The 23864-nt window shown below is 64.3% G+C and carries 26 protein-coding genes and 1 tRNA gene; 13 read left to right on the top strand and 14 right to left on the bottom strand.

The window, feature by feature from the left end; all coding sequences use genetic code 11:
- Nucleotides 1-61: 61 nt before the first annotated feature.
- The 4 genes from H0A72_RS08755 to H0A72_RS08740 all read left to right on the top strand — a co-directional run bounded on the left by H0A72_RS08755 (nucleotide 62) and on the right by H0A72_RS08740 (nucleotide 4120).
- Nucleotides 62-1048, top strand: coding sequence for a sodium:calcium antiporter (locus H0A72_RS08755; RefSeq protein ID WP_180154692.1), 987 nt, complete (start codon nucleotides 62-64; stop codon nucleotides 1046-1048).
- A gap of 313 nt (nucleotides 1049-1361) precedes the next feature.
- Complete coding sequence (locus H0A72_RS08750) at nucleotides 1362-1697, top strand: hypothetical protein (protein ID WP_180154691.1); 336 nt, start codon at nucleotides 1362-1364, stop codon at nucleotides 1695-1697.
- A 31-nt stretch (nucleotides 1698-1728) separates the two neighbouring features.
- A complete protein-coding gene (locus H0A72_RS08745) occupies nucleotides 1729-2592 on the top strand; it encodes a cytochrome c oxidase assembly protein (RefSeq protein WP_180154690.1) in 864 nt (287 codons plus the stop codon).
- A gap of 13 nt (nucleotides 2593-2605) precedes the next feature.
- Complete coding sequence (locus H0A72_RS08740; RefSeq protein WP_246436903.1) at nucleotides 2606-4120, top strand: M48 family metalloprotease; 1515 nt, start codon at nucleotides 2606-2608, stop codon at nucleotides 4118-4120.
- Between the two features lie 82 nt (nucleotides 4121-4202).
- Here the strand turns inward: H0A72_RS08740 and H0A72_RS08735 are convergent, their stop codons facing one another.
- From H0A72_RS08735 to H0A72_RS08720, 4 genes are read right to left on the bottom strand one after another with little or no spacing between them, the layout of a single operon-like run.
- Entirely contained in the window at nucleotides 4203-5294 is a 1092-nt protein-coding gene (locus tag H0A72_RS08735; protein ID WP_180154689.1) for an alpha/beta fold hydrolase family protein, read from the bottom strand.
- A 9-nt stretch (nucleotides 5295-5303) separates the two neighbouring features.
- Nucleotides 5304-5723, bottom strand: a complete 420-nt coding sequence (locus tag H0A72_RS08730; protein WP_180154688.1) for a YybH family protein — start codon at nucleotides 5721-5723, stop codon at nucleotides 5304-5306.
- Between the two features lie 49 nt (nucleotides 5724-5772).
- The gene (locus tag H0A72_RS08725) at nucleotides 5773-5985 is read right to left on the bottom strand and encodes a zinc-finger domain-containing protein (RefSeq protein ID WP_180154687.1); all 213 of its coding nucleotides are present in this window, start codon (nucleotides 5983-5985) and stop codon (nucleotides 5773-5775) included.
- Nucleotides 5986-6027: 42 nt separating this feature from the next.
- Nucleotides 6028-6948 (bottom strand): branched-chain amino acid transaminase, encoded by a 921-nt coding sequence (locus H0A72_RS08720; protein ID WP_180154686.1) that lies wholly within the window; start codon nucleotides 6946-6948, stop codon nucleotides 6028-6030.
- A gap of 140 nt (nucleotides 6949-7088) precedes the next feature.
- On the opposite strand from H0A72_RS08720, the gene H0A72_RS08715 reads away from it, so the two are divergent.
- From H0A72_RS08715 to H0A72_RS08705, 3 genes are all read left to right on the top strand, one after another.
- A complete protein-coding gene (locus H0A72_RS08715; RefSeq protein ID WP_180154685.1) occupies nucleotides 7089-7781 on the top strand; it encodes an AzlC family ABC transporter permease in 693 nt (230 codons plus the stop codon).
- Nucleotides 7778-8119 carry an AzlD domain-containing protein gene (locus H0A72_RS08710; RefSeq protein WP_180154684.1) on the top strand — a complete coding sequence of 114 codons (342 nt, stop codon included), beginning with the start codon at nucleotides 7778-7780 and terminating at the stop codon, nucleotides 8117-8119. The genes H0A72_RS08715 and H0A72_RS08710 overlap by 4 nt, the downstream gene beginning before the upstream one ends.
- A 169-nt stretch (nucleotides 8120-8288) precedes the next feature.
- The gene (locus H0A72_RS08705) at nucleotides 8289-9662 is read left to right on the top strand and encodes a DEAD/DEAH box helicase (protein ID WP_180154683.1); all 1374 of its coding nucleotides are present in this window, start codon (nucleotides 8289-8291) and stop codon (nucleotides 9660-9662) included.
- Here the strand turns inward: H0A72_RS08705 and H0A72_RS08700 are convergent.
- Nucleotides 9639-10028, bottom strand: coding sequence for a thioredoxin family protein (locus tag H0A72_RS08700; RefSeq protein ID WP_180154682.1), 390 nt, complete (start codon nucleotides 10026-10028; stop codon nucleotides 9639-9641). The genes H0A72_RS08705 and H0A72_RS08700 overlap by 24 nt on opposite strands.
- 58 nt (nucleotides 10029-10086) lie before the next feature.
- Between H0A72_RS08700 and H0A72_RS08695 the strand changes: the two genes are divergently transcribed.
- From H0A72_RS08695 to H0A72_RS08685, 3 genes are all read left to right on the top strand, one after another.
- Nucleotides 10087-10881: an EI24 domain-containing protein gene (locus tag H0A72_RS08695; protein ID WP_180154681.1), complete on the top strand. Its 795-nt coding sequence runs from the start codon at nucleotides 10087-10089 to the stop codon at nucleotides 10879-10881.
- Between the two features lie 25 nt (nucleotides 10882-10906).
- A complete protein-coding gene (locus tag H0A72_RS08690; protein ID WP_180154680.1) occupies nucleotides 10907-11710 on the top strand; it encodes a competence/damage-inducible protein A in 804 nt (267 codons plus the stop codon).
- Nucleotides 11711-11773: 63 nt separating this feature from the next.
- The gene (locus H0A72_RS08685; protein WP_180154679.1) at nucleotides 11774-12601 is read left to right on the top strand and encodes an IclR family transcriptional regulator; all 828 of its coding nucleotides are present in this window, start codon (nucleotides 11774-11776) and stop codon (nucleotides 12599-12601) included.
- A 60-nt stretch (nucleotides 12602-12661) separates the two neighbouring features.
- Here the strand turns inward: H0A72_RS08685 and H0A72_RS08680 are convergent, their stop codons facing one another.
- A complete protein-coding gene (locus H0A72_RS08680; RefSeq protein ID WP_180154678.1) occupies nucleotides 12662-13639 on the bottom strand; it encodes a tripartite tricarboxylate transporter substrate binding protein BugD in 978 nt (325 codons plus the stop codon).
- A 344-nt stretch (nucleotides 13640-13983) separates the two neighbouring features.
- Here H0A72_RS08680 and phaP point away from each other — a divergent pair, with 344 nt between their 5' ends.
- Nucleotides 13984-14565, top strand: coding sequence for a TIGR01841 family phasin (gene phaP / locus H0A72_RS08675; RefSeq protein ID WP_180154677.1), 582 nt, complete (start codon nucleotides 13984-13986; stop codon nucleotides 14563-14565).
- A 132-nt stretch (nucleotides 14566-14697) separates the two neighbouring features.
- Here the strand turns inward: phaP and H0A72_RS08670 are convergent, their stop codons facing one another.
- From H0A72_RS08670 to H0A72_RS08635, 8 genes are all read right to left on the bottom strand, one after another.
- A complete protein-coding gene (locus H0A72_RS08670) occupies nucleotides 14698-15735 on the bottom strand; it encodes a quinone-dependent dihydroorotate dehydrogenase (protein ID WP_180154676.1) in 1038 nt (345 codons plus the stop codon).
- 30 nt (nucleotides 15736-15765) lie between these two features.
- A complete protein-coding gene (locus H0A72_RS08665) occupies nucleotides 15766-16518 on the bottom strand; it encodes an arginyltransferase (protein WP_180154675.1) in 753 nt (250 codons plus the stop codon).
- A gap of 39 nt (nucleotides 16519-16557) precedes the next feature.
- Entirely contained in the window at nucleotides 16558-17253 is a 696-nt protein-coding gene (gene aat, locus H0A72_RS08660) for a leucyl/phenylalanyl-tRNA--protein transferase (RefSeq protein ID WP_218953252.1), read from the bottom strand.
- A 66-nt stretch (nucleotides 17254-17319) separates the two neighbouring features.
- Nucleotides 17320-17910, bottom strand: a complete 591-nt coding sequence (locus H0A72_RS08655; protein ID WP_180154673.1) for an NUDIX hydrolase — start codon at nucleotides 17908-17910, stop codon at nucleotides 17320-17322.
- Between the two features lie 55 nt (nucleotides 17911-17965).
- Nucleotides 17966-18592, bottom strand: coding sequence for a DUF2946 family protein (locus tag H0A72_RS08650; RefSeq protein ID WP_180154672.1), 627 nt, complete (start codon nucleotides 18590-18592; stop codon nucleotides 17966-17968).
- A gap of 26 nt (nucleotides 18593-18618) precedes the next feature.
- Complete coding sequence (locus H0A72_RS08645; RefSeq protein ID WP_180154671.1) at nucleotides 18619-19296, bottom strand: ABC transporter permease subunit; 678 nt, start codon at nucleotides 19294-19296, stop codon at nucleotides 18619-18621.
- A gap of 221 nt (nucleotides 19297-19517) precedes the next feature.
- A complete protein-coding gene (locus H0A72_RS08640; RefSeq protein WP_180154670.1) occupies nucleotides 19518-20180 on the bottom strand; it encodes an O-methyltransferase in 663 nt (220 codons plus the stop codon).
- A 216-nt stretch (nucleotides 20181-20396) separates the two neighbouring features.
- Nucleotides 20397-20470: transfer RNA gene (locus tag H0A72_RS08635), tRNA-Cys, on the bottom strand.
- A 259-nt stretch (nucleotides 20471-20729) separates the two neighbouring features.
- On the opposite strand from H0A72_RS08635, the gene H0A72_RS08630 reads away from it, so the two are divergent.
- Complete coding sequence (locus H0A72_RS08630) at nucleotides 20730-21350, top strand: acyloxyacyl hydrolase (RefSeq protein WP_180154669.1); 621 nt, start codon at nucleotides 20730-20732, stop codon at nucleotides 21348-21350.
- Nucleotides 21351-21616: 266 nt separating this feature from the next.
- The gene (locus tag H0A72_RS08625; RefSeq protein ID WP_180154668.1) at nucleotides 21617-23827 is read left to right on the top strand and encodes a sensor domain-containing diguanylate cyclase; all 2211 of its coding nucleotides are present in this window, start codon (nucleotides 21617-21619) and stop codon (nucleotides 23825-23827) included.
- Nucleotides 23828-23864 lie beyond the last annotated feature (37 nt).

Below are 23864 nucleotides of genomic sequence, written 5' to 3'. Positions count from 1 at the left end.
CCTATAGCCGGGCGCCGCGCAGTGGTGTGCCTTGGTTCATCTTACGCCCGGCCTCGTCTTCATGCTTGCCCTCATTCTCTTCTTTGCCTCCGCATTCGTCATCTACCTGGCCTGCGAGTTCTTCGTCAACGGCGTCGAATGGCTGGGCTGCCGCCTCAAGCTCGGAGCGACCGCGGTCGGCACCTTGCTGGCCGCATTCGGCACCGCTTTGCCGGAGAGCGCCGTCACCTTCGTGGCCGTGGTCTTTGGCGCCACCCCCGAACAGAAGGAAATCGGCGTGGGCGCCGCCATGGGCGGCCCCCTGGTGCTGGCGACCGTGGCCTATTCTGTCGTCGGGCTCATCCTGTGGCGTAGAAGCCGCGCCGGCACGGGGCCCTGTAGCCTGCATGTCGATACGGAGCGCCTGGCGCGCGACCAGCTCTGGTTCATGCTGATTTTCGTGGCCAAAGTGGTGCTGGGCCTGCTGGTGTTCAGCTGGAAGCCCTGGCTGGGCCTGCTTTTCCTGGCGGCATACGGGCTGTATGTCCGGCGCGAGCTGAGCATGGACGAAGGGTCGATGATCATGGAAGAGCTGGAGCCCCTGAAGCTGCGGCCCAATGACCCGTCCTTGTTCTGGGCGGCGCTGCAGACGGCGCTGGCCCTGATCGTCATCGCTTTCGCTTCGCGGATATTCGTGCTCCAGATCGACGAGCTGAGCGGCTGGTTCGGCGTGTCGCCCCATATCGCCGCCTTGCTGCTCGCGCCGGTGGCGACCGAGCTGCCCGAGATACTGAACGCCTTCATCTGGGTGCGGCAGGGCAAGGAAAGGCTGGCGCTGGCGAACATATCGGGGGCGATGATGATACAGGCCACCATCCCGAGCGCCATGGCCATCTTCATGACGCCCTGGGAGCTCGACGCGCCGCTGATTTCGGCGGCCGCGATGACGATGCTCAGCATCGGCATGCTGTACCTGCTGCTTCGGCGCAACAGGCTGCGCCCGCCCCAGCTCGCGGCCGCCGGAGGGTTCTACCTGCTGTTCGTCTGCCTGGTGGCGCTGAAATCCTGACTTCAGGCTTGTTCATGATAAATCAATGGGTTAGAATGTATCACCTTTGTTTTATAGGAGCTGTGTGGTGAATCCAGACCCCGGCGATAGTTGCGGCCGATCGTGCAGATCGGCTGATTCGTTCCCAGGCGCGTTCAGGCTGTAGGCAGGCTCACCAAGCATAGCTACGCCACGCCCCTGGTTTTCATGGGCGTGGTGGTTTCAAGAATGCCATCCGGTATTCGACCCCCCGTCGTATTTCACTCGAGTCCATTGCCTGGCAATGGGCCGCGCGCCGCGTTCGCGGCGCGCCGGTATGCATAAGGGGGCTTTCATGCGTTTGTTCAATTTGTTTCTGCGTCGCGCGGGGGTTCGGCCCGCGCCCCTGCGCGCGCCCAGCGGCGTGTCCCGGCTCACGGTGGTCTGCCCGCGCCATTCGCTGCCCGACATCCGCAAGCGGATATACGCCGATTTCGAAGCGGCGGGCCTGCCCATCCAGGAGCTCATGGTCGATCATGCTTCGCATCACGACATGGCTAGCGCGTGCATCACGGTGCAGTGCCCGCCCGAACTCCGGCCGGCCCTCATGGATCAGGCGCGCCAGCTGCGCGCCTTCCCAGGCGTGCATCAGGTGCACTGGGGTGACAAAAGGCAGATTGCTTTAAACTGAGGGCTGTTGTTTTTATTGGATCCGGTCGCCCATGAATCTCATCGATTGGCTTACGCCTTGGGAATTTTCTCCAACGCTGGTGCTGATGTTCATTCTGGGCGGCTGGCTGTTCATACGCGGCCAGCGCGTGCATCGCGTAACGCTCGCGCGCCAGTTTTTTTTCTGGGCCGGGGTGGCGTTCCTGTATCTGTCCATGCATACCCGCATCGATTATTACGCGGAACGCATGTTCTTCATACACCGTTTGCAGCATCTGGTCCTGCATCACCTGGGGCCGCTGCTCATCATGGGGGCTTATCCCGGCCAGGTGCTCCGGGCCGGCCTGCCCATGAAGTGGCGCTACCGCCTGCGCGATTTCCGCCTCAGCCGCGGCGGAAAGGCGCTCGAGGCGGTGCTCACCAACAAGATATTCGTTCCCTTCCTGTTCGTCATCCTGGTGCTGGGCTTCCTCATCCCCACGGTCCAGTTCTATTCCATGCTCGACTGGCGCCTGTACCGGTTCATGAACTGGTCGGTGGTCATCAGCGGCTTCATGTACTGGAATCTCATCCTCGACCGCCGCCCCAGCCCGCCGGCGGTGCTGTCGCCGGGGGGGCGCATTCTTTCGCCGGTGATCACCATGGTGCCCCAGATGGTCGTCGGCGCCATCATCACCTTCACCGAATACGACCTGTATCCCATCTTCGACCTGTGCGGCCGCGCCATCCCCGGCATGTCGGCGATCACCGACCAGGCCATAGGCGGCCTGACCATGTGGGTCCTGGCCGGCTTCGTCGAAGTCTTCGGCCTGCTGTTCGCGCTGTCGACCCTCATGCGCCTGTCGGCCAGAAACCGTTTACCCAACAAGCAGGACCGCAGGCGCAGCCGGCACTCGATGGCCGCCCCCGTTTCCTGACCCGCCCGGACGCATGACCAGCAGACACACCACTTCATCCAGCAAGACAGGCGCGCGGCTGCTGTGCGCCGCATTGGCGGCCGCGCTCGCGCTGCCGGTGGCGCCGGCGGCACAGGCGCAACCCATGGGCATACCCAGCATGGGTTCCGCATCCTCCGCCGAACTGTCCCCTTCGCTCGAGCGTACGCTGGGCGACGCCATCATGGAGCAGGGCAGGCGGGACCCCACCTATATTCCCGACCCCGACGTCAATCAATACCTGACCGACATGGGGCGCGAGCTGGTAAGGCAGGCGCCGGGCGGCACGGACCAGCGCATCAACGTCTTCGCCGTGCGCGACCCGCAGATCAACGCGTTCGCGCTGCCGGGCGGGTATATCGGCATCAACAGCGGCCTGGTGGTGTCGTCGCAGAGCGAATCCGAACTGGCCTCGGTCGTGGCGCATGAAATCGGGCATGTGGTCCTGCGCCACATCGCGCGCGGCATGACGCAGCAATCGCAGAACAGCGGCGTCATGATGGCGGCCATGGCCGCGGCATTGCTGGCGGCGCTGGCGGGCAGCGGCGACCTGGCCATGGGCGTCGCGGCATTCGGCCAGGCGGCGGCGGTGGACCGCCAGCTCGGCTTTTCCCGCCAGGCCGAACAAGAGGCGGACCGGATCGGGGTCGAGATGATGCGCAAGGCCGGCTTCGACCCCCAAGGCATGGTGCGCATGTTCGGTCAGCTGAGCAATGCCGCGCGCCTGAACGAAGGGCAGGGCGGAGGCGGCTATTCCAGCACGCACCCGCTGTCCATACAGCGCATGTCCGACATCCAGAACCGCGTCCGGGAAGCCGCGGCCTCGCCCAAGAAGGACAGCGATTCGTACTGGTACGTCCGCGCCAAGCTGCGGGTGCTGCAGTCCCGCGACAGCCAGTCCATGCGCAACGCGCTCGACAAGCTGCGCCTGGACGCGCAGCAGCGCGGCGGTGTGGAGCAATCGGCCGCATGGTATGGGCTGGCCTATGCCGCCTGGCAGAAGAAGGAGCTGGAAGGGGTGCGCCAGGGGCTCGCCAACGCGGCCCGCGGCGGCCGGCAGTCGCCCGAAATCGCGGGGCTGGCCATACAGCTGGCGCTGCACGAGGGCGATTACGCCGGCGCCGCCAAGCGCGCGGCCGAGGCCTGGGAACGCTGGCCCGACAGCCAGGGCGTGGCCCTGGCCAGGGTCGAGGCCATGCAGAAAAGCGGGCAGGACCAGCAGGCCGTCGCCTTTCTCACCGAGCTCACGCGCAAGTGGCCCGAAGTGCCCAGGCTGTACCAGCTGCAGGCGCAGAGCCAGGAGCGTCTCGGCCAGAAGATCGATGCCCGGCGCACGATGGCCAAGTACTATGAGCTGATCGGCGCGCTGCCGACGGCGGTCGACCAGCTGGAACAGGCGCGCAACCTGAGCAAGGATTTCTATATGCAGTCGCAGCTCGATGTGCAGATCCGGACGCTGAAGGAGCGCTTGAAGTCCGATCGGGAACTGCTGGAGCGGTTCAAGTCCTGAGCGGCTTGCCGCGCGGCCCGGATTGCCTCGTTCGTGCCATGGAACACGGCCTGCCTGGCGCATGGGGCGTGGCGAGCGACGATCAAGCCCCCGTCTCAAAGAAGCGCGCCAGCCTGATCGGCAGCCAGCCCAGGTCCGCGGGAAAGCGCCCCGTGACGAAACTGGCATGGCCGCCCTCGGCCGGCTGATGAAGCAGGATGCTGCCCGAACAATCCACCGAGCCCGGCAGCGAAGGAGCCGGAACGAACGGATCATTGCGCGCATTCAACACCAGCGTCGGGACGGCGACGCTGCGCAGCAAACGCTTGCTCGACGCACGCGTCCAGTAATCCAGCGCATTCTTGTAGCCATGCATGGGCGCCGTGTACAAATCATCGAACTCGCGCAGCGACTTCGCCTGATTGAGCCTGAAGACATCGATGTTTCCAGGAAAGCGCTTCGCCTTCTCCTGGATCTTGACCTTCATGGAGCGCAGGAAATAGCGCGAATAGATATGCCGGCCCGCCCAGGTCTCGGACAGGCACACCCCGCAAGCCACCAGATCCATCGGAACGGACACCGCCGCACAGGCATTCAGCCAGCCCAGGCCTTCGGCCTGTTCCCCCACATGCTTCAGCAGCGCATTGCCCCCGAGCGATACGCCGACCGCGTGCCACCGGGCATGGGGCAGGCGCCCGCGCACCGTTTTCAGCATGAAATCGACGTCTTCCGAATCGCCCGAGAAATACGCACGAGCCATGCGATTCGGAAAACCGGAGCAGCTGCGGAAGTGGGCGATGGCGACCATCCAGCCGCGCGCGCGGAAATGCTGGGCGATCGACTGGGCATAATGGCTGCGGCTGCTGCCTTCGAGCCCATGGAACAGGATCAGCGCCGGGATGTCCGCGCCGGCGGGGACCGTGGTCCAGTCGTCATCGCGCATCCAGCGGTGCGCGGCCGTGTGCGCCAGCGTGGGATCGGGCTTGGTCAGTTCGCCGCCGGCCAGCCGATCGGCGAACAGGCCGGGGCCGGTCCAGTCGAAATCAAGGAAGTCGCCGTCGGGCGTGTCCACGCGCTCGCGCACGAAGGCGATGCGGTGGTAGCGCGCGGCGAGGGTGCCGTAGAGCGTCTGTAGATGGCTCCCGGGCAGCCAGGGCGGCGTCGGACAGGGCGAGGTATCGATCTTTGCTGACACGGACCGCCTTCAATGCAAAGTATCGGGGCGATCCTGCAGGCCGAACAGGCCTGCTTCCTGCGGCGCCTGGGACGCATGGTGCAGGATCATTTTCCAGCCCGACGGGCCCTTGTGAAAGACGTTGGTGGTATAGCACAGGGACGATTGCCTGCCTTGCGGCGTGTCGACGATGATCTGTTCGACCAGCACGTGAACGGAGCTCATGACGCCGGCGATGACCAGCGGCTTCAGCGGCGTGACTTCGATGGGGCCGCTGGCGAATATCTGCTGCCAGGTGCTTTGCAAGGCGTCGTGGCCCACGGTGCGCAGGCCGCCCGGGTGCACGCAGACCACGTCGTCGTCCGCCCAGACGCGCATCATCATGCCAAGGTCTGCTTTGCGCATGGCTTCGTAAAAGGCGTGCTCGGCTTCTTCGGGCGTGGTGAACATGGTCCGTTGCCTGGGTGTGGCGGGGTGAATGGTGAATGAGCGGAGGGCGTCAATGGTGTCCGTGGACTTTTTCGCCTTCCTTCAGTTGATAGGCGGCGCTGCAGTATGGGCAGAGCGCCCTGCCGGTTTTCACCACTTCGATGTAGACCCGAGGGTGCATGCTCCAGAGCGGGGCATGGGGCCCCGGGCAGTAGACGGGCAGGTCCTTGGCTTCGACATAAATGGTTTCGTCCTTGGGCGTGACGGGGGCGGGGCTGCTCATGGGGATCCTAAATGCGTATGGGTTGTAGCGATGACTGCGGGCTCAGACCTTGCTGAGCCAATGGTGGTATTTGGCGTTCTTGCCGTGCACGAGATCGAAAAAGGCTTGCTGCAGCTTTTCCGTGACGGGGCCGCGGCTGCCCTTGCCGATGACGCGGCGATCGACCTCGCGTATGGGCGTGACTTCGGCGGCGGTTCCGGTGAAGAAGGCTTCGTCGGCGATGTAGAGATCGTCGCGGGTGAGGCGCTTGGTGACCATGGGAATGCCCAGGTCGGCCGCCAGCGCGTGGATGGTGGACCGCGTGATGCCGGTGAGCGCCGAGGCGATTTCGGGTTCGCACAGCACGCCGTCCTTGACGATGAAGATGTTTTCGCCCGAGCCTTCGGCCACGAAGCCTTCGGTGTCGAGCAGGATGGCTTCGTCGTAGCCGTGGTCGAGGGCCTCGGCGTTGGCGATGATGGAGTTGGCGTAGGTGCTGGCGACTTTGGCGCGCGGCATGGTCACGTTGACATGCTGGCGCGCATAGGACGAGACCTTGACCCGTATGCCTTGCTGCAGCGCTTCTTCGCCCAGGTACGCGCCCCAGGACCAGGCGGCGATGGCCACGTGCACTTGCGCGCCCTTGGGCGATATGCCCATTTTTTCAGAGCCGTAGAACACCAGGGGCCTGATGTAGCAGGATTCCAGGCCGTTGCGCCGAACGACTTCGCGCTGGGCCTCATTGATGGTGTCCTGGTCGTAGGGGATGCCCATTTGGTAGATGTGCGCCGAATTGAACAGCCGGCGGGTGTGGTCCTGCAGGCGGAAGATCGCGGTGCCGATGTCGGTATGGTAGGCGCGCACCCCTTCGAAGACGGCCAGGCCGTAGTGCAGGGAATGGGTCAGGACGTGGGTGGTCGCATCGCGCCACGGCACGAGTTCGCCGTCATACCAGATAAAGCCATCGCGATCAGACATGGACATGGTGCTCTCCCGAAAAAAGTGATTTGATTGTACCAAGCGAGCCGGCCTTACAATAGCGGCTTTTGGCTCGAGGTCGGACGGCGGTGGCGGAATCGGGATTTGCATCATGGTGGCCGGAGGCCCATAAGCGGCAAAGCTTCATGGCCGGCTTTCGCGACGTCTTCACGGCGCTGGTCGCGACCAGCACGTGGGGCTTCGTCACGGGCATCGCGATGGTCAAGTCGGGACTGACCGAAACCATGGCGGCATGGATGACGCTGCTGGTGTACGCGGGGTCGGCGCAGCTGACGTCGCTGCCGCTCATCGTGTCCTCGGCGCCGATCTGGCTGATCTTCGCCGCCGGCATGGTGGTGAACCTGCGCTTCATCATTTTCGCGGCGGCGCTGCAGCCCTTTTTCAGGCACATGCACTGGTTCAAGCGGCTGGTGCTGGGCTTTCTCAGCACCGACATCGCTTTCGTGTTCTTCATGGCCCGCCATGGGGACCGCAAAGGCCCGGCCACCACGGAACAGCTCTGGTACCTGCTGGGCATGATCATACCGGGCTGGCTGTCCTGGAACATCTTCTCGATGGTCGGCATATACCTGGGGGGCTTCGTGCCGGCCAGCTGGTCGCTGGAGTTCGCTGCCATACTCGCCCTGATGGCGGTCGTCATTCCCCTGGTCAAGACACGGCCCATGGCCATGTGCCTGCTGACGGCTGGAACCATCGCGCTGGTCGGCCAGGCCCTGCCTCTGAGGCTGGGCCTGCTGGCGGCGGTCATCGGCGGCATCGCGGCGGGCGTGCTGGCCGAGCGGCTTCAGCATCGCGGCAAATCCAGGAAGCGGAAATGACCGGAAATCTCGAATACGATCTTTACATCATCGGCGTGATCGCGGCCCTGACGGTGTGCAGCATCATCACGCGCTCGGGCTACTATGTGTTCGGCGACTATCTGCCGCTCAGCGATTCCGTGCGCCGCGCCCTGCGCTATGCGCCCACGGCGGCGCTGGTCGGCATCATCGTCCCGGACCTCATCCCGCTGGGCGACCCGGACGGCGGGGCGTCCCTGCTCAAGCTGGCGGCGGCGCTGGTGGCGGTCGGGCTGTACTGGCGCACGAAGAGCACCTTGCTGGTCATCGTGGGCGGCATGGTCGCGTACTGGATACTGAGGGCTTTATTCGTTTCCTGAGGCGCGGCGTAACGAAACGTAGGCTTTTAACGACAAATGCCTGTTTTTATTGGCTTTGTTATGCATGGGCAGCGCCGCTTGCCGGGCAGCCGGGAGCGCGTGCGGTAAAATACAGCGGTCCCACAAGCTAGGCGCGGGGTTTTCCTGCGCCAGGCATAAACCACTTTCAATGACAGACACTATCACCACACCCACCAGTACCCCTGCTGCGACCTTTTCCGATTTCGGCCTGCATCCAAGCATACTTCAGGCGATAGCCGCAACGGGATACACCCATCCCACGCCCATCCAGGCCCAGGCCATACCCATCGCCATGGAGGGCCGGGACGTCATGGGCGCCGCGCAGACCGGCACCGGCAAGACGGCCGCGTTCACGCTGCCCATCTTGCACCGGCTGATGCAGTTCGCCAATACCAGCGCGTCGCCGGCGCGGCATCCCGTGCGGGCCCTGATCCTGACCCCCACGCGGGAACTCGCCGACCAGGTGTACGAGAACGTCGCCACATACAGCGCGGCCACTCCGCTGCGGGCCGCCGTCGTGTTCGGCGGCGTCGACATCAATCCGCAGCGCGACGCCCTGCGCCGCGGCTGCGAACTGCTGGTCGCAACGCCCGGGCGGCTACTGGACCACGTCGAACAGAAGAACGTCAATCTCGGCCAGGTGGGCATATTGGTGCTGGACGAAGCCGACCGCATGCTGGACATGGGCTTTCTGCCCGACCTCGACCGCATCATGCGCCTGCTGCCGGTCAATCGGCAGAGCCTGCTGTTTTCCGCCACCTTCAGCAACGAGATCCGCAAGCTGGGGCGCAATTTCCTCAGGAATCCCGTCGAGATCGAAGTGGCGGCGCGCAACGCCACGGCCGACACCGTCAGCCAGATCGCCTATCCGCTGTCCAGCGGCGAAAAGCGCGCGGCCGTCGTCCACCTGGTCAAGTCCAAGGGGCTCAACCAGGTCATCGTTTTTTCCAATACCAAGATCGGCACGGGCAGGCTGGCGCGCGAACTCGTGCGCGACGGCGTCAAGGCCGAATCGATACACGGCGACAAGAGCCAGCTCGACCGCATGAAGGCGCTCGACGCCTTCAAGGCCGGCGAGCTCGAGGTCCTGGTGGCGACCGATGTGGCGGCCCGCGGGCTGGACGTCGCCGGCGTGCCCTGCGTCATCAACTACGATCTGCCGCACAATGCCGAAGACTATGTCCACCGCATCGGCCGCACGGGCCGCGCCGGCAAGAGCGGCGAGGCCATCGCCTTCTACACGCCCGACGAAGAGCGCTACCTGCTCGACATCGAAAAACTGATCAAGGCCAAGATCCCCCGCGGCCAGCTGGCCGTGCCGGCTTCGGCGCGGCGGCCGCCTGCCGTCCGGGAAAGGCGCGCCTATGCGCCCGGCGCCACGGCGCAAAAGCCCGTGGACGAATTCTTCTACAAGCCTTATGTGCCTGCGCCGGCTGCCGCCGCGCCCGCAAGCAAGCCCGAGGCGCCGGCGTCCGCCAGCAAGAAGTCGGTGGGCGTGCTACTGGGCGGCGGCCGGCAGTAGCGTCCCCAGCTGGCCGGGGCCGCCTTCGATGACCTCCGCGGCGTCCTGCAGGCTGGCCACCAGCTTTTCCAGGTGGCCGATGTACGGCAGCATGGTTCCGAAGAACAGGTTCCCTTCCTGGCTTTGCACGAGTATGGTCGGGAAGTTCTCGACGTCTTCGTCGTCGAGCAGCTCAGGGCATTCTTCGATGTCCACCCACACGAAAGCATGCTGCGGCCATTTCTGTGCGAGGCCGTCGAAATCGGGCCGGTATTGCCGGCAGGTGTCGCACCAGGCCGCGCAATAGCAAGCGATGACCAGCCCTTCGCGGCGCGCCAGCCGGGCCTGCAAAGCGGGGGTGTCGTGTTGTGGATCGTATACCGGCATAGAGACAAAAAGCACCTAGTTTGACTATGATAGTCATGTCGTGATCTAAAGGCTACGCATGAGCGAATACACCCTTGCAGTCAAAACCGGAGACCGGCGCGCGACTGGCCTGGCGGCGGTCGGCCTGGCATTCAGGCGGGCGCTGGTTTCGCAGTTCCACCCGAAGATGCTGGCGGCCATGTTCCTGCCCTTCGTCATTGCCTTGCTGGGGGCAATTATATTGCTTTGGGGTTTCTGGGACCCGCTCACCACGTGGCTCAACGCCCAGGCCGCCGAATGGGATTTCATCAACCAGGTCGACCAATGGCTGCTGGCCATCGGCCTGTTTTCCCTGAAGCTCTACCTCATTCCCTTGCTCGCCGTCGGCATACTCCTGCCCCTGGCGGGCATTCTGGGCCTGGTCATCGCGGCCGTGTTCGTCATGCCCATCGTGCTGCGGCACCTTGAAAAACACCAATACCAGGGGCTCTCGCGCCAAGGGCAATACGTGACCGCCGTCGGCGCCTGGAACGCCGTCTGGGTCGGCCTGCTGTTCGTGCTCGGGTGGCTGGCGACCATGCCTCTCTGGCTCATCCCGCCCATGCCGGTGGTGCTGCCGCTGTTCTGGTGGGCCTTCGCCTTTACACGCATGCTCAGGGTCGACGCCATCGTGGAACACGGCAGCCCGCAAGAGCGCCGTCTGCTCTGGAAGCGGCACAATCGCCAGCTGTGGCTGATCGGCGCCATACTTTCGCTGGTCAATCTGTTTCCGCCCGCATGGCTGTTTCTTCCGGTGTTTTCCGCCCTGGTCTTCGCGCACTTCATGCTCGAAGCCCTGACGCAGCTGCGCGCGCAGAAAGTCGTAGACGTCTGAAACAAAAAAAGGAAACCAGCCTCACATGAGCACGACCCCACCCAAAATCCGCCTGATCATCATCGGAGACGAAATCCTTTCCGGCCGCCGCCAGGACAAGCATTTCGCCAAGCTGGTCGAACTCCTCAGCCAGCGCGGGCTGCAGCTGGGGGGCGCGGAATTCATCTCCGACGAGCGCGCCGTCATCGCCGACACCCTGCGCCGCAGCTTCCGGACGGGCGACATCGTGTTCTGCTGCGGCGGCATCGGCGCCACGCCGGACGACCAGACCCGCCAGGCGGCCGCCGAGGCCCTGGGCGTCGAGCTCGCCCTGCATCCCGAAGCGGCCAGGCTGATCGCCGAGCGCTGCGCCGACAATGAACGCCGGGGCCAGGGCAGCGGCGACATGTCGCTGCCCGAGAACCAGCAGCGCCTGCAAATGGGCGTATTTCCCGTGGGCGCCGAAATCGTCCCCAATCCCTACAACAAGATTCCCGGGTTCTTCATCCAGGACCACACTTTCATGCCGGGTTTTCCGGTCATGGCCTGGCCCATGATGGAATGGACGCTGGATGCGCGCTACAGCCAACTGCACCACAAACAGCGGCGCGTCGAGCATTCCTTCCTGGTGTTCAAGCTGCCCGAATCGCGCATCACCCCCGCGCTGGAAGAGCTCGAACGGCGCTGGCCCGGCATCAAGGCCTTCAGCCTGCCCAGCATGGGCGAAACCGGCCATCCGCACATCGATCTGGGCGTGAAGGGCGAACCGGAAGCGGCGGCGCTGGCGCTCGAGTTCCTGCGCGGCGAAGCCATCAGGATGGGAGGGGAGCTGAACCCGCCGCAAAAATAATGCTTGCCAGGCCGGCACATTTTTTCATATTATGGAATTGTTGCGTTGCGTCAAAATAAGACTATGTCACGTTCCACTACGCTGCCACCTGCTTCGCTGGGTGGGTCTTCTGCCATCAACGACTCGCCCGTTTCCATACAGGTCCTCGAGCGGGCCATGTCCTTGCTCGACGTCCTGGCCAAACAGCCGGATCCCGTGCCGCTGAAAGAACTGGCGGCGGCGACCGGCCTGCATACCTCCACCACTCACCGTATCCTGAACGACCTGGTCGTCGGGCGCTATGTCGAGCGTGTCGACAGCGGCCTGTATCAGTTGGGCATGCGGTTGCTAGAGCTCGGGTCTTTGGTCAAGAGAAGGCTGAATGTGCGGGAGGTGGCGCTGGATCCGATGCGCGAGCTGCACAAGATCACGGGCCAGACCATCAATCTTTCGCTGCAGCAGGGCGATGAAATCGTCTACATCGAGCGGGCCTGGAGCGAGAGGTCCGGCATGCAGGTGGTGCGCGCCATCGGCGGCCGGGCGCCGCTGCATCTTACGTCCACGGGCAAGCTGTTCCTGTCGGTGAGCGATCCGCGCCAGGTCCGGGCCTATGCCATGCGGACGGGGCTGGCCGGCACGACGCGCAACAGCATCACGCAGCTGGATCAGCTCGAACGCGATCTGGCGCTGGTGCGCCGCCATGGGTATTCGCGCGACAACGAAGAGCTCGAGCTGGGGGTGCGCTGCATTGCCGCGGGCGTGTACGATGACACCGGCAAGCTGCAGGCGGGCTTGTCGATTTCCGCGCCTTCCGAGCGCATGCGCGATGAATGGATTCCGGTGCTGCTGAATACGGCCCGGCAGATTTCCGAGGCGCTGGGGTATGAGAGGGCGGCAGGGGCGGATGCTTGATGCCTAGGGGCGTGTGGACGGCCCCATGCCGCATGGGGCCGCCGATACCTGCTTGCCGGGTTACTGGGGCTGGATACCCGATTTCTTGAACAGCTCGCCCCACTGCGGCACTTGCTGTTCGACCTTCTTCTGCAGCGCTTCAGGCGTGGCGTCGGCCGTCAGGACCGTGGCGCCCAGGCCCGCCATGCGCTTCTGGAACTCGGGGTCGTTCAGGCCGGCCCGCAGGGCGGCGTTCAGCTTTTCGGTGACGGGCTTGGGCGTGCCCTTGGGCGCCCACATGCCGTGCCAGATACCGACCTCGAAGTCCTTGAAGCCCGCTTCCTGCATCGTGGGAAGGTCGGGCAGCGTGGGAACGCGCGCCTTGCTGGTCACCGCGTAGGCCTTGACCGTGCCCGCCTTGATGTGCTGGGTCGTATTGGTGGTTTGGTCGCACATGACATCGACCTGCTTGCCCAGCAGATCGTTCATGGCGGGGCCGGTGCCCTTGTAGGGAACGGTGAGCAGATCCACCCCGATCGCATTCGAGAACATGGTGCCGCAGAGATGGCTGGCGGCGCCGATGCCGGCATTGGCCAGGGACACCTTGTCCTTGTTCTTCTTCAGGTATTCGACCAGTTCCTGGATGTTGTTGGGCGGGAAGTCGCTGCGCGCGATGATGGTCATGGGCACGTCGACCACCAGGCCGATGGGCTCGAAGCTGGTGAAGGCGTTGTAGCCGGGATCCTTGTACAGCGAGGCCGCCGTCGAAAAACCGATATGCATCAGCAGGATGCTGTAGCCGTCGGGCTTGGCCCGGGCAACCTGAGACGTACCGATGGTGCCGCCCGCACCGCCCTTGTTTTCGACGACCACCGTCTGGCCCAGCGTGGGGCGCATGGCTTCGGCGAGGGACCGCGCGACGTTGTCGGTTGGGCCGCCGGCCGAGAAAGGCACCACCATGTTGATGGCGTGGTCGGGGTATGCGGCGGCCAGCGCGGCGCCGGTGTAGGAAAGTGCGCCAAGGGTGATGGCAGCGGCGAGTTTCGAGGTGTATTTCATTCGGTCTCCCTTTGCTTATGGCAAAGTAAATAATGGTCTAAGCTGGATACAAATCCTTTTGCATCCTAGGGCAAAGCCGGCGCGCTGTCGCCTAGGTTTAGCCCTTATATAAAGCCTCATGCCGGAAAGGGGCTTTTTCCCGATGTTCCGGCAAGCTGTTTGTTGCATTGCAACAAAAAATGCTTGACTTGTTCGCACGGCCTAGTAAAATACGTTTTGTGCAATGCAGCAAGGAAGGTTTTCACATGTTAGGTGATTTGCTTAGCCTTCTTTATTAACCAAGGCCCGGCTTTGTCGGGCACTCAGGGGCCGCCACCATGGCCTCGTCTTATAAAGGAAACACTATGAGCGCAATCCCTCAACACATTCTCAACGCCCAAAAGGCGGCTCTGGATAACTTTCTGGCTGTCCAAGGTGCAGTGTTCGGCGGCTTCGAACGACTGGCCGACCTGAACCTCAAAGTCATCAAGGCAACGCTGGACGAAGTGGCCGAAAAATCGCAGCAAGCGGTCGAAATGAAAGACGCCCAGGAAGCCATGGCCTTCACGTCCGGCCTGGTGCAGCCCAATGCCGAAAAGGCGCTGGCCTACGGCAAGCACGTCTATGACATCGTTTCGGCGGTGCAGGCCGATCTGTCCAAGCTGGCCGAACAGCAAATCGTCCTGGGCCAACAGCAGGTCAACGACGCGATCGACCAGCTGGCCAAGAACGCGCCCACCGGTTCGGAAGGCGCCGTGGCCCTGATGAAGTCGTCCCTGGCCACCGCCAACAATGCCTACGAAGGCGCCGTCAAGGCTGCGCGCCAGGTTGCCGATGCGGCCGAGTCCAACATCAATGCAGCGACCACCGCGGGTTTCAAGGCCGCGTCGGACGCCGCCGAAGCCGCCAGCAAGGCCGCTCCGCGCGCTCGCCGCGCCAATGCCTGAAGTGAACCGGGCTCGGTGGGGCTAGCTCCCCGCCGGCGGTAAAAACCAAGGCCCCGGCAAGCCATGCGCTTCCGGGGCCTTGTGCCGTCCGGCGCTCGGCGTCCGGCGCCGCCGGTGCCGGTGCCGCTGAGCTCAGCTCAGGGCGCGCACGCATTCCTCGATCAGGGCCGGGCCGCGGTAGATCAGCCCGGTATAGATTTGTACGGCATTCGCCCCGGCGGCGATTTTCTCGCGGGCCTGCTTGCCCGAGGCCACCCCGCCGACGCCGATGATGGGGTAGTCCCCGCCCAACCGATGCCTGAGCCGCGAAATGACGGCCAACGACAATTCATGCACGGGCGGGCCCGAAAGGCCGCCGGCTTCATCGGCGTGGGGCAGGCCTTGAACGGCGTCCCGTGACAGCGTGGTGTTGGTGGCGATGACCCCGTCTATGCCGTGGCGCGGCAGCTGTTCGGCGATGATGTCGATTTGCTGGGTGTCGAGGTCCGGCGCGATCTTCACCACGATGGGCACCAGCCTGCCGTCCCGGTCGGCCAGGGCCTTGCGCTTTTCAGCCAGCGGCGCAAGCAGGGCGGCGAGCTCGTTTTCGCCCTGCAGCGTGCGCAGGTTCTGCGTGTTGGGCGAGGAAATGTTCACGGTGATGTAATCGGCATGCGGATACACGCCTTCCAGCCCGATCAGGTAATCGTCCACCGCCTGTTCTATGGGCGTCGCCGCGTTCTTGCCTATGTTCAGCCCCAGGATGCCGCCCTGGCTGCGCCACTGGCTTTTGCGGACGTTGGCGATGAAGGCGTCCAGGCCCTGGTTGTTGAAGCCCAGGCGGTTGATCAGCGCTTGCGCGCGCGGCAGCCGGAACATGCGCGGCTTGGGATTGCCCGGCTGGGGCTTGGGCGTGACGGTGCCCACTTCCACGAAGCCGAATCCAAGATTGCCCAGGGCGTCGATGTGCGCGCCGTTCTTGTCCAGCCCCGCGGCCAGGCCGACCGGATTGCGGCAGGGCAGTCCGAGCAGCGTGCAGGGTTTGCGGGGCTCGGAGGCGATGAGCCCCCGCGTGAGGCGGCAGTCGTAGGCCTTTTGCAGGGACGCCAGCGTCAATTCGTGGGCCGCTTCGGCATCCATGGAAAAAAGCGCCGCGCGGGCCAGGGGATAGGTATTGAATAGCAGAGACATGTCTTGGCGGAGAATCGGGTTCCGTCAATGTTAAAAGGCGGGCGGCGCGGGAACGTCGCCGGGGGCGGGTTCGGCCCAGACGCCGTTGCGCAGGATCTGGAATGGCGTGTATTGGGATTTGTACGCCATTTTACGGCTTTCCTGGATCCAGTAGCCCAGGTAGAGCCACGGCAGCCCCAGCGCGCGGCACCGTTCCACTTGCCAGAGAATGCCGTACACCCCGAGGCTGCCTTGCGCCTCCGGGTCGAAGAAGGTGTACACCGACGACAGCCCAGTGTCCAGGGTGTCTATGATCGACACCATCTGCAGCGTGCCGTCGGGCAGCCTGAACTCCACCAGGCAGGACCTGACCCGGCTGGTCAAGAGGAACTGCGTGTACTGGCTTTGGCTGTCTTCGTCCATGCCGGCGCCCGGGTGGCGGCCCGCCTGGTAGCGCCGGTACAGTTCGAAGTGCTCGGGCACCCAGTGCAGGGGCATTTGCCGGGCGATGAGCCCGCCATGCCGCTTCCAGGCACGGCGCTGCGTGCGGGTGGGCTGGAAGCGGCCCACGTCGACGCGTATGGGCAGGCAGGCCGCGCATTCGTCGCAATAGGGGCGGTAGGTGAACAAGCCGCTGCGCCGGAAGCCTTTTTCGACCAACTGCGAATAGACAGTGCTGTCGATCAGGTGGGTGGGCGCCGCGACTTGCGAGCGCGCTTCGCGCTGGGGAAGATAGCTGCAGGGGTAAACCGACGTGGCGTAGAACTGCAAGGTCTTGAAGCCAGGTTCAGACAAATGGCTCATGGCGGGCTCGATCAGGCTTGGGCGTTGTCACGCCGTCCATTATGGTGCGTTTTCTTCCAGGGGCGCAAGCGTGCCGTCCGCCAGCAGCTGGCCGGGCCGCCAGTCGGGCGGTGGCAGGTCGAGCCGTTCTTCGAGCAGGGCCATGAAGGCGCCGCGGCTGATCGGCCGGGCGCCCATGCTGGCCAGGTGCCTGGTCTGTTGCTGGCAATCGATATGGCTGACGCCTTGCGCCTGGAGATACCGCACCAGATAGACGAGGGCGAGCTTGCTGGCGTCGGGCACCTTGCTGAACATGGATTCGCCGAAGAAGAAGCGGCCCAGGCACACGCCGTACAGCCCGCCCGCCAGCCGCCCGTCCACCCATGTTTCTATGCTGTGGGCGCAGCCCGCCAGGTGCCAGTCCAGGTAGACGCGCTGGATGGACGGGGAAATCCATGTGCCGTGCTGGTCCGCGCGCGGTTCGGCGCAGGCCTGGATGACCGAGGAAAAAGCCGTGTCGGTGGTGATGCGCAGGCGCGCCGCGCCCGTGGTTTCCAGGCGGGCCGCCTGGCGCAGCTTTTTTGCGAGGGAATGCGAAACCTTGAGGTCCGCGCAGGCGAGCACCATGCGGGGGTCGGGGCTCCACCAGAGCACCGGGTCGCCGGGATTGAACCAGGGGAAGATGCCCTGCCGGTACGCTTGTGTGAGGCGCTCTACGCTGAGCGTGGCGCCGGCGGCCAGCAGGCCCTCCGGCATGGCGTTGTCGGGATGCGGAAACGGCGTGGTGTCGTCCAGCCAGGTCAGGCTACCCACGATGCGTCCTTATTGTTTGGGATAGGGAACGGGGATGTCGTAATGATGGACCGGAAACACGCCGCGCTTGCGGTCTTCGACATAATGCTCCAGGGTGGTGATGACGGTGCGAAACGCCAGTTCCCCCCAAGGGATTTCGTCTATGGCGAAAAACCCGGCCTCCAGGCTTTCGGGCCCCGGGAAGAGCTCCTCGCTGATCACCTTCGCCAGGTAGAACAGGTGGACTTGCTCGGCGTGCGGGACGTCGATGACGGTATAGAGCGGACCCAGTTCGATCTGGGCGCCGGCTTCTTCCTGGGTTTCGCGCATCGCGCCCTGGGCGGACGTTTCGCCCAGTTCCATGAAGCCCGCCGGCAAGGTCCATTTGTTGTAGCGCGGCTCGATGGCGCGCCGGCACAGCAGGATCTTGTCGCCCCAGACCGGCAATACGCCCACTACATTGCGCGGATTCTGGTAGTGCACGGCCCCGCAGTTGTCGCAGACGTCGCGGACGCGGTTGTCGTCGGGCGGAATGCGCTGCGTGATGGGCGTGCCGCACTGGCTGCAGAATTTCTGCGTGCGCGGGGCGGGGAAGTAGAAGGCGGGAGCTTGCGATATCATGAACAGATTCTACCGAAAAGGGCGGGGAACGGGCGCGGCCCGTGCAGCGATTCTATCAGTCCGCCCGAGGGAAGCGCACGAACCCGAGCCGGGACGGTATGTCGGCCTCGCTGCACAGGTGCAAGGGGCAGGCGTCCGAAGCGGGGCCTTCCAGCATGACGGGGGCCGCCTCGGGGCTCAGGCCGTCCAGGATGTCCAGCAGGCTCCTGCCGTCGGAGCTGCGCAGCGCATCGAATACGGCGTCCAGGTCGCGGCCTGCCACCAGCCCCGGGCCGAGGTCGGTCTGCGCGTACAGGCGCCCGGTGTCCGTCGCCCACCATGACGCGACCCTCCCCACTTGCAGGCCGGTGTGGGTATGCAGGCTCGGTCCGCCATGGCAAGGGTTGCCGGTGCTCAGGACGTAGGGCGCGGCGTCCAGGCGCACGTACACTTTCTGCGGCCCATTCTGGAAGTACCATCGGCCCGCGTCGTCGCAAGCGTAATTGCGGTTCATGAACCGCAGGATCTGGGGGCTGGTGATGGAGGTGCCCTGCCTGGCGCAAGGGTCCGCCGTGGCCTCGTCGGCCAGTGCGTCGCCCGCCGGATGCAACCGCCATTGGCCGCGTTCGTTCAGCGACAGCCAGCCGAAAACGGCGGGAACACCGGGCCAACGCGCCATGGCGGCGATGACTTTCTCGTCCATGGTTTGTGCGTCGAGTCTAGATACGGCTAGTATAGGTCTGGACCTCGGCGTCTGTCGAAGCGGCGGGAAAGAAAAAATGCGGCCGTCAGCGCCGACTCGGCCAGCGCCAGCAATATGGCGGCGATCGCCAGCATGGCTTCAGGAAGGAACTCGTGATAGCCGTAGCGCATGCCCAGGCCGCCCAGCCCGCTGCCTCCGATGGCGCCGGCCAGCGCCGAATAGCCCACCAGGGCCGCAAGGGCCGGGCCCATCGCCGAAATGAGCTCGGGGCGGCTTTCGGGCAGCAGGACGCCAAGGGCGATCTGCCAGTCGTCGGCGCCCATGCCGCGGGCGGCCTCGACCAGGTCCTGGTCGACTTCGTCCAGGGCGGCGTCGGTCTTCCGAGCCATGAACAGGGCGGAGAGCAACACCAGCGGGAGCGCCGTCGCGGCCAGGCCGCCGGGATCGATGGGCAGATGATGGACGAGCGTCATGGCCACGACCAGCACCACGATGGACGGCGTCGACCGGATGCCGTGAACGGCGAGCCGCGCCAACCAGCCGCCGATCGCGCCGCGCCCCGCACGCGCGGGGCGCCATCGCGCCATGTGCAGCGCCATCCCAAGCGGTATGCCCGTCATGATGCCGCCCGCGCCCGCCACGAGCACCGTGGCAAGGGTGGCGCCGAAGGACGGCATGAGCGCATCGATGAAATTCCCAGGCATGGAGGCTCCTCTTGTGAACGAAAATTGTAGAGACGCCATGCGCGGCAGCGAACTACTTAATCGCTTGACCGACATAGCCCTACGTCATAAGAGGCCATGGAGGGGCCATGGCTCGCCCGTGGCGGAGCTTGGGTATTGGAATCAGCCGGACGGAAGGGCGGCGCCACGGTCCGGGCGCCGGCGCTGCCTGGCCCCCCGCGACCGGTGCCGCGGCGCGAGTTCTACGCGGCGTTCACGATGGCGATGGAAAAGCCGTCCCAGCCTTTGGAGCCCACCGTCTGAACCGCGGTGGCGGTCAGGCGCGGTTCGTTGGATATCAGGTCGTAGAACCGCCGCACGCCCTGGATGCTGGGATCCGCGCTCGCCGAATCGACGACTGCCCCGCCGCGCACGACGTTGTCGCCGATGATCACCGTTCCCGGCCGCGAAAGCTTCAGCGCCCATTCCAGGTAGAACGGATTGTTCGGCTTGTCGGCGTCGATGAAGATCAGGTCGAAAGGCTGGTCGGCGGGCAGCTGGGGCAGGGTCTCGAGCGCGGGGCCGACACGCAGGTCGACCGCATCGAGCAACCCGGCCGTTTTCAGGTTCGACCGCGCCACCTCGGCATGCCGGGGTTCGGATTCCAGCGTGACGACGACACCGCCGGCGGGCAGGGCGCGCGCAAGCCATATCGTGCTGTAGCCGCCCAGTGTCCCGATTTCGAGCACGCGGCGCGCGTTCACCATGCGGGCGAAGATGTGCAGCAGTTTGCCCTGGTTGGGCGCCACGTCGATGGCGGGCAGCCCGGCCGCGGCGTTGGCGCGCAGAACGCCGTCCAGCACCGGATCGGGCGGCAGGAGCCGGTCGGTAATGTATTGGTCAACGGCAATCCATTCGTTTTTCATGGGGCGCTCCGGCATGCTGGCTGTGCGGGTGGCGGCCCATATTATCATGGCCATTGCTGTGGCGGAGCCGGCGCGTTTCTTGCGGAGAGTGCGTCCGCCGCCCGGGCGCATCAATGCCTAGGCATCACAAGACCAAAAAGCCCGCATGGTGACGGGCTGAATTTTTGTTTGCGAAGCATCGATTATTTAAGAATATCTCGAAACCCGCAAGAATGCTGGAGGCGCGACTCGGAATCGAACCGGGGTACACGGATTTGCAATCCGCTGCATAACCACTCTGCCATCGCGCCGCTAAAGAGACATGAGGTGAACCCTACATGAAAAAGGGAAAGCGCTTGCTTCCCCTTGTTTGAAACGTTAAGCGGAAAACGCAACAAATACGCCATGCGCGGCGCTGCGTTTCAAACGCTTTCTTTTCTATCAGGATTCACCAAAGACGCTCATTTTAGCTTTATTTGAAATCGTCGTCAATCGTCCGGGCGGGCACAGCGCTTGCCTGCCGACAAGGTAGAATCCTCTGAAACCAGACAATGAAGGTCGCGTATCATCATGATCAATAAGAATTTGAACATCGAAACCAATACCCTCAGGTCGTCCGGCGCCACGCTTTTGTGTTCCATTGCCGCAGCCATCGCCGCGCTCGCGTCCTTCGGCGTTGCGGCGCAGCCGGTGGCGGGCCCGCAGGACCGCAACTCCGCAAAGACTGAAATCCAATCGTCGGGATCGGGGCTGGGTATTCAACTGGGGTTCAATTCGGGCTATAGAAAAGCCATGCTGGCCTACGAAACGCCGGCGCTATGGAGCCACCGGTTCTCGGGCGACTGGGGCCGCGTCGACCTGGGCGTGGAGTTGGGCGTGGCGTACTGGGATGCCAGGCGCGACGATCCGAACTCCATGTGGCAGCTCAGCGCCATACCCATTTTGCGCTGGTGGCCGGCCGACGCGTTCTATGTAGAGGCCGGCGTCGGGCCGACCGTCACCAGCCGCACGGTATTCGCCGGGCGCGAGCTGGGCACGCGCTTCCAGTTCGGGTCCTACCTGGGCGCCGGCTTCACGGTGCAGGACAGGCATCGCATAGGGCTGCGTTACGCCCACTATTCCAACGCCAACATAAAGAAGCCGAACATGGGACTGGACATCTTGCAGCTGACTTATACCTATAGATTCTGAAATAGGGCAACGAAATAGAGAAAAACACTTGCATCAATAGTTGTTTTTTGCTAAATTTTAAAGTTATTTGTTAAATGATGCCATTGCAGTAAACAACAAGAAATTAGCGGTGGGCACGCATCCATTCAATCCCCTGGGTTCTGGTCCTTATGGCAGCCGCTGCCAAGGGGGGCCCCCTACAAAAAGGCCGGCTCATCCCCAACATGAATAAGAAGGGGATTTGGCCGGCGAGGTCCCGTGTACTGGCCTTTTCGGTCCTTGTGGCCATGGCGGTCGGGGCGCTGGCGACCAACCAGCTGCTCGTATCGCGGTCCGCCATCTGGAACCGCGCCCTTTCGGAAAACGCCAACCTGCTTTTCGTCGTCGCCAGCGTCCTGGAAGGCAAGCTGCGCGGCATGGACATCGCCTTGCGGCACACCGTCGACCGGCTGCACGACGGCACGCTGACGGAGCGCCCGCCGCGGGAACGCCCGCCGCGGGAACGTGAGGGGGCGGGTGGCCCGGCGCTCACGGGCTTGGTCGATGACGGCCAGGGGCTGCAATTGGTGCTGGACCACACCGGAACCATTATGTGGTCGTCCCGGCCAATTGCACAGGGCGACATGGCGTTCTCGGACAACGACTATTTTCTTGCTCATGAGAAGGACCCGGATAGCGGTTTGCTCGTCAGTGCATTGTTCAATGCGGGCAGCGGCGACCAAGCCAGCATTGCACTGAGCCGCCGCTGGACCAAGCCCGACGGCGGCTTCGGCGGAGTCGTGGTGCAGACGCTCAGGCTCAGCCACCTGCACGAGCTGTTTTCGGCCATCGAGCTTGGGCCCAATAGCGGTATCAACCTCTTCCTGCTGGACGGCACGATCGTCACCCGGTTTCCCTACACCGGCGAGTTCACCGGCACTTCGCTGGCCGGCACGCCGAATTTCGACCGCTCCGTGCGCGAGCGGCAGGGCTCCTTCACCGGCGTGGCCGCCATCGACAAGGTCGAGCGCCTATACACTTTCCGGACTTTGGACAGCTTCCCTTTGCTCGTCAATACGGCGCAGTCGACCGCGGATATTCTGGCGGGCTGGCGCAGCGACGCCATCTGGCTGGGCACGACCACGGCCGTCCTGATACTGGCCTGTTTCGGCCTGGCCATGCTGAACGAACGCGAACTCAGGGCGCACAGAAGGACCATCAGGCGCCTGCATCGGGCCGAGCACGAAATGCGCACGGTGCTGGACAGCCTGCCCGCCATGGTGGCGTACTGGGACAACCGGCTGATCAACCGTTTTTGCAATCGGGCGCATCAGCAATGGTTCGGGCTGAGCCCCGAGGAGGCGTTCGGCAAGCACATCTCCAGCGTGATCGGGCAGTCGTTGTTCCTGCAGGTCAAGCCTCACATCGATAGAACGCTGAGCGGCTGCACCCAGGTGTTCCAGAAGCCCATCATCGACATGGGGGGCGCCGTCAGGCATACCGTCTCGACCTATGTGCCCGACATCAATGACGGCAAGGTGGACGGCTTTTTCGTTCTGGTGCATGACGTCACGGCGCGCAAGCTGGCCGAAGACGCGCTCTACGAGGAAAAAGAGCGTTTCCGCGTCACCCTGGAATCGATCGCCGACGGCGTCATCACGACCGACGAGCAAGGCCGCATCACCTATGAGAACCGGGCGGCCGACATGATGACCGGGTGGCCGCTGGACAAGGCGCTGGGGTTGCCCATCGAAGACGTCGTGGTGACCGAGGATCCGTCCCGCGGTCCGGCGCAGGGCGGCGGCCTCGTGCGCGCGACGCTGGCCCAGCGCGCGGTCGTCGAATCGGACGCCGCCTTCATGCTGGTCAGCCGCAGCGGCCAGCGCACCCCCATCGAAGGTTCCGCCGCGCCCATTTTCGACGAGCATGGGCGGCTGGCCGGGGCCGTCATGGTCTTCCACGACGTCAGCCATGCGCGCTCCCTTGCGAACGAGATGGCGCGCCTGGCGCAATACGACGCGCTCACGGGGGTGCCCAGCCGCAATTTCATACGGCAGCTTGCCGAGCAGGCCATGAACCGGGCGCTTCGCGGCGAACACAAGCTGGCGGTCATGTATCTGGATCTGGACGGCTTCAAGGCGGTGAACGACAGCCTGGGGCACGCCGTCGGCGATCAGCTGTTGGTTGCCGTCACGCGGCGCCTGGCCGACGTCCTGCGCAAGAGCGACACCCTGGGCCGCAAGGGCGGGGACGAGTTCGTGGTGCTCATGGACGGCATCCGGGGCGAGGCGGAGGCCAACATCCTGGCTTCGCGCCTGGTCGAGGCCTGTCGTCAGCCCGTGGAGCTGGAAGGCCAGGAGCTCAGTGTTACAGTGAGCATAGGCATCAGCATTTTTCCGGACCACGCCGTGAAGTACGACGAGCTCGTCAATCAGGCCGACGTCGCCATGTACTTCGCCAAGCAGACGGGGCGAAACCGCGTCTGCGTGTTCCAGCCCGATATGCTGAAATCGTCGTAAGCCACACTGCGGCCGGCTGCGGCCGCAGCCGGCGATC

The organism is Parapusillimonas granuli (genome assembly GCF_013416525.1).
GTDB lineage: Bacteria > Pseudomonadota > Gammaproteobacteria > Burkholderiales > Burkholderiaceae_B > Parapusillimonas > Parapusillimonas granuli.
This window is presented reverse-complemented; position numbering and strand designations above follow the sequence as displayed.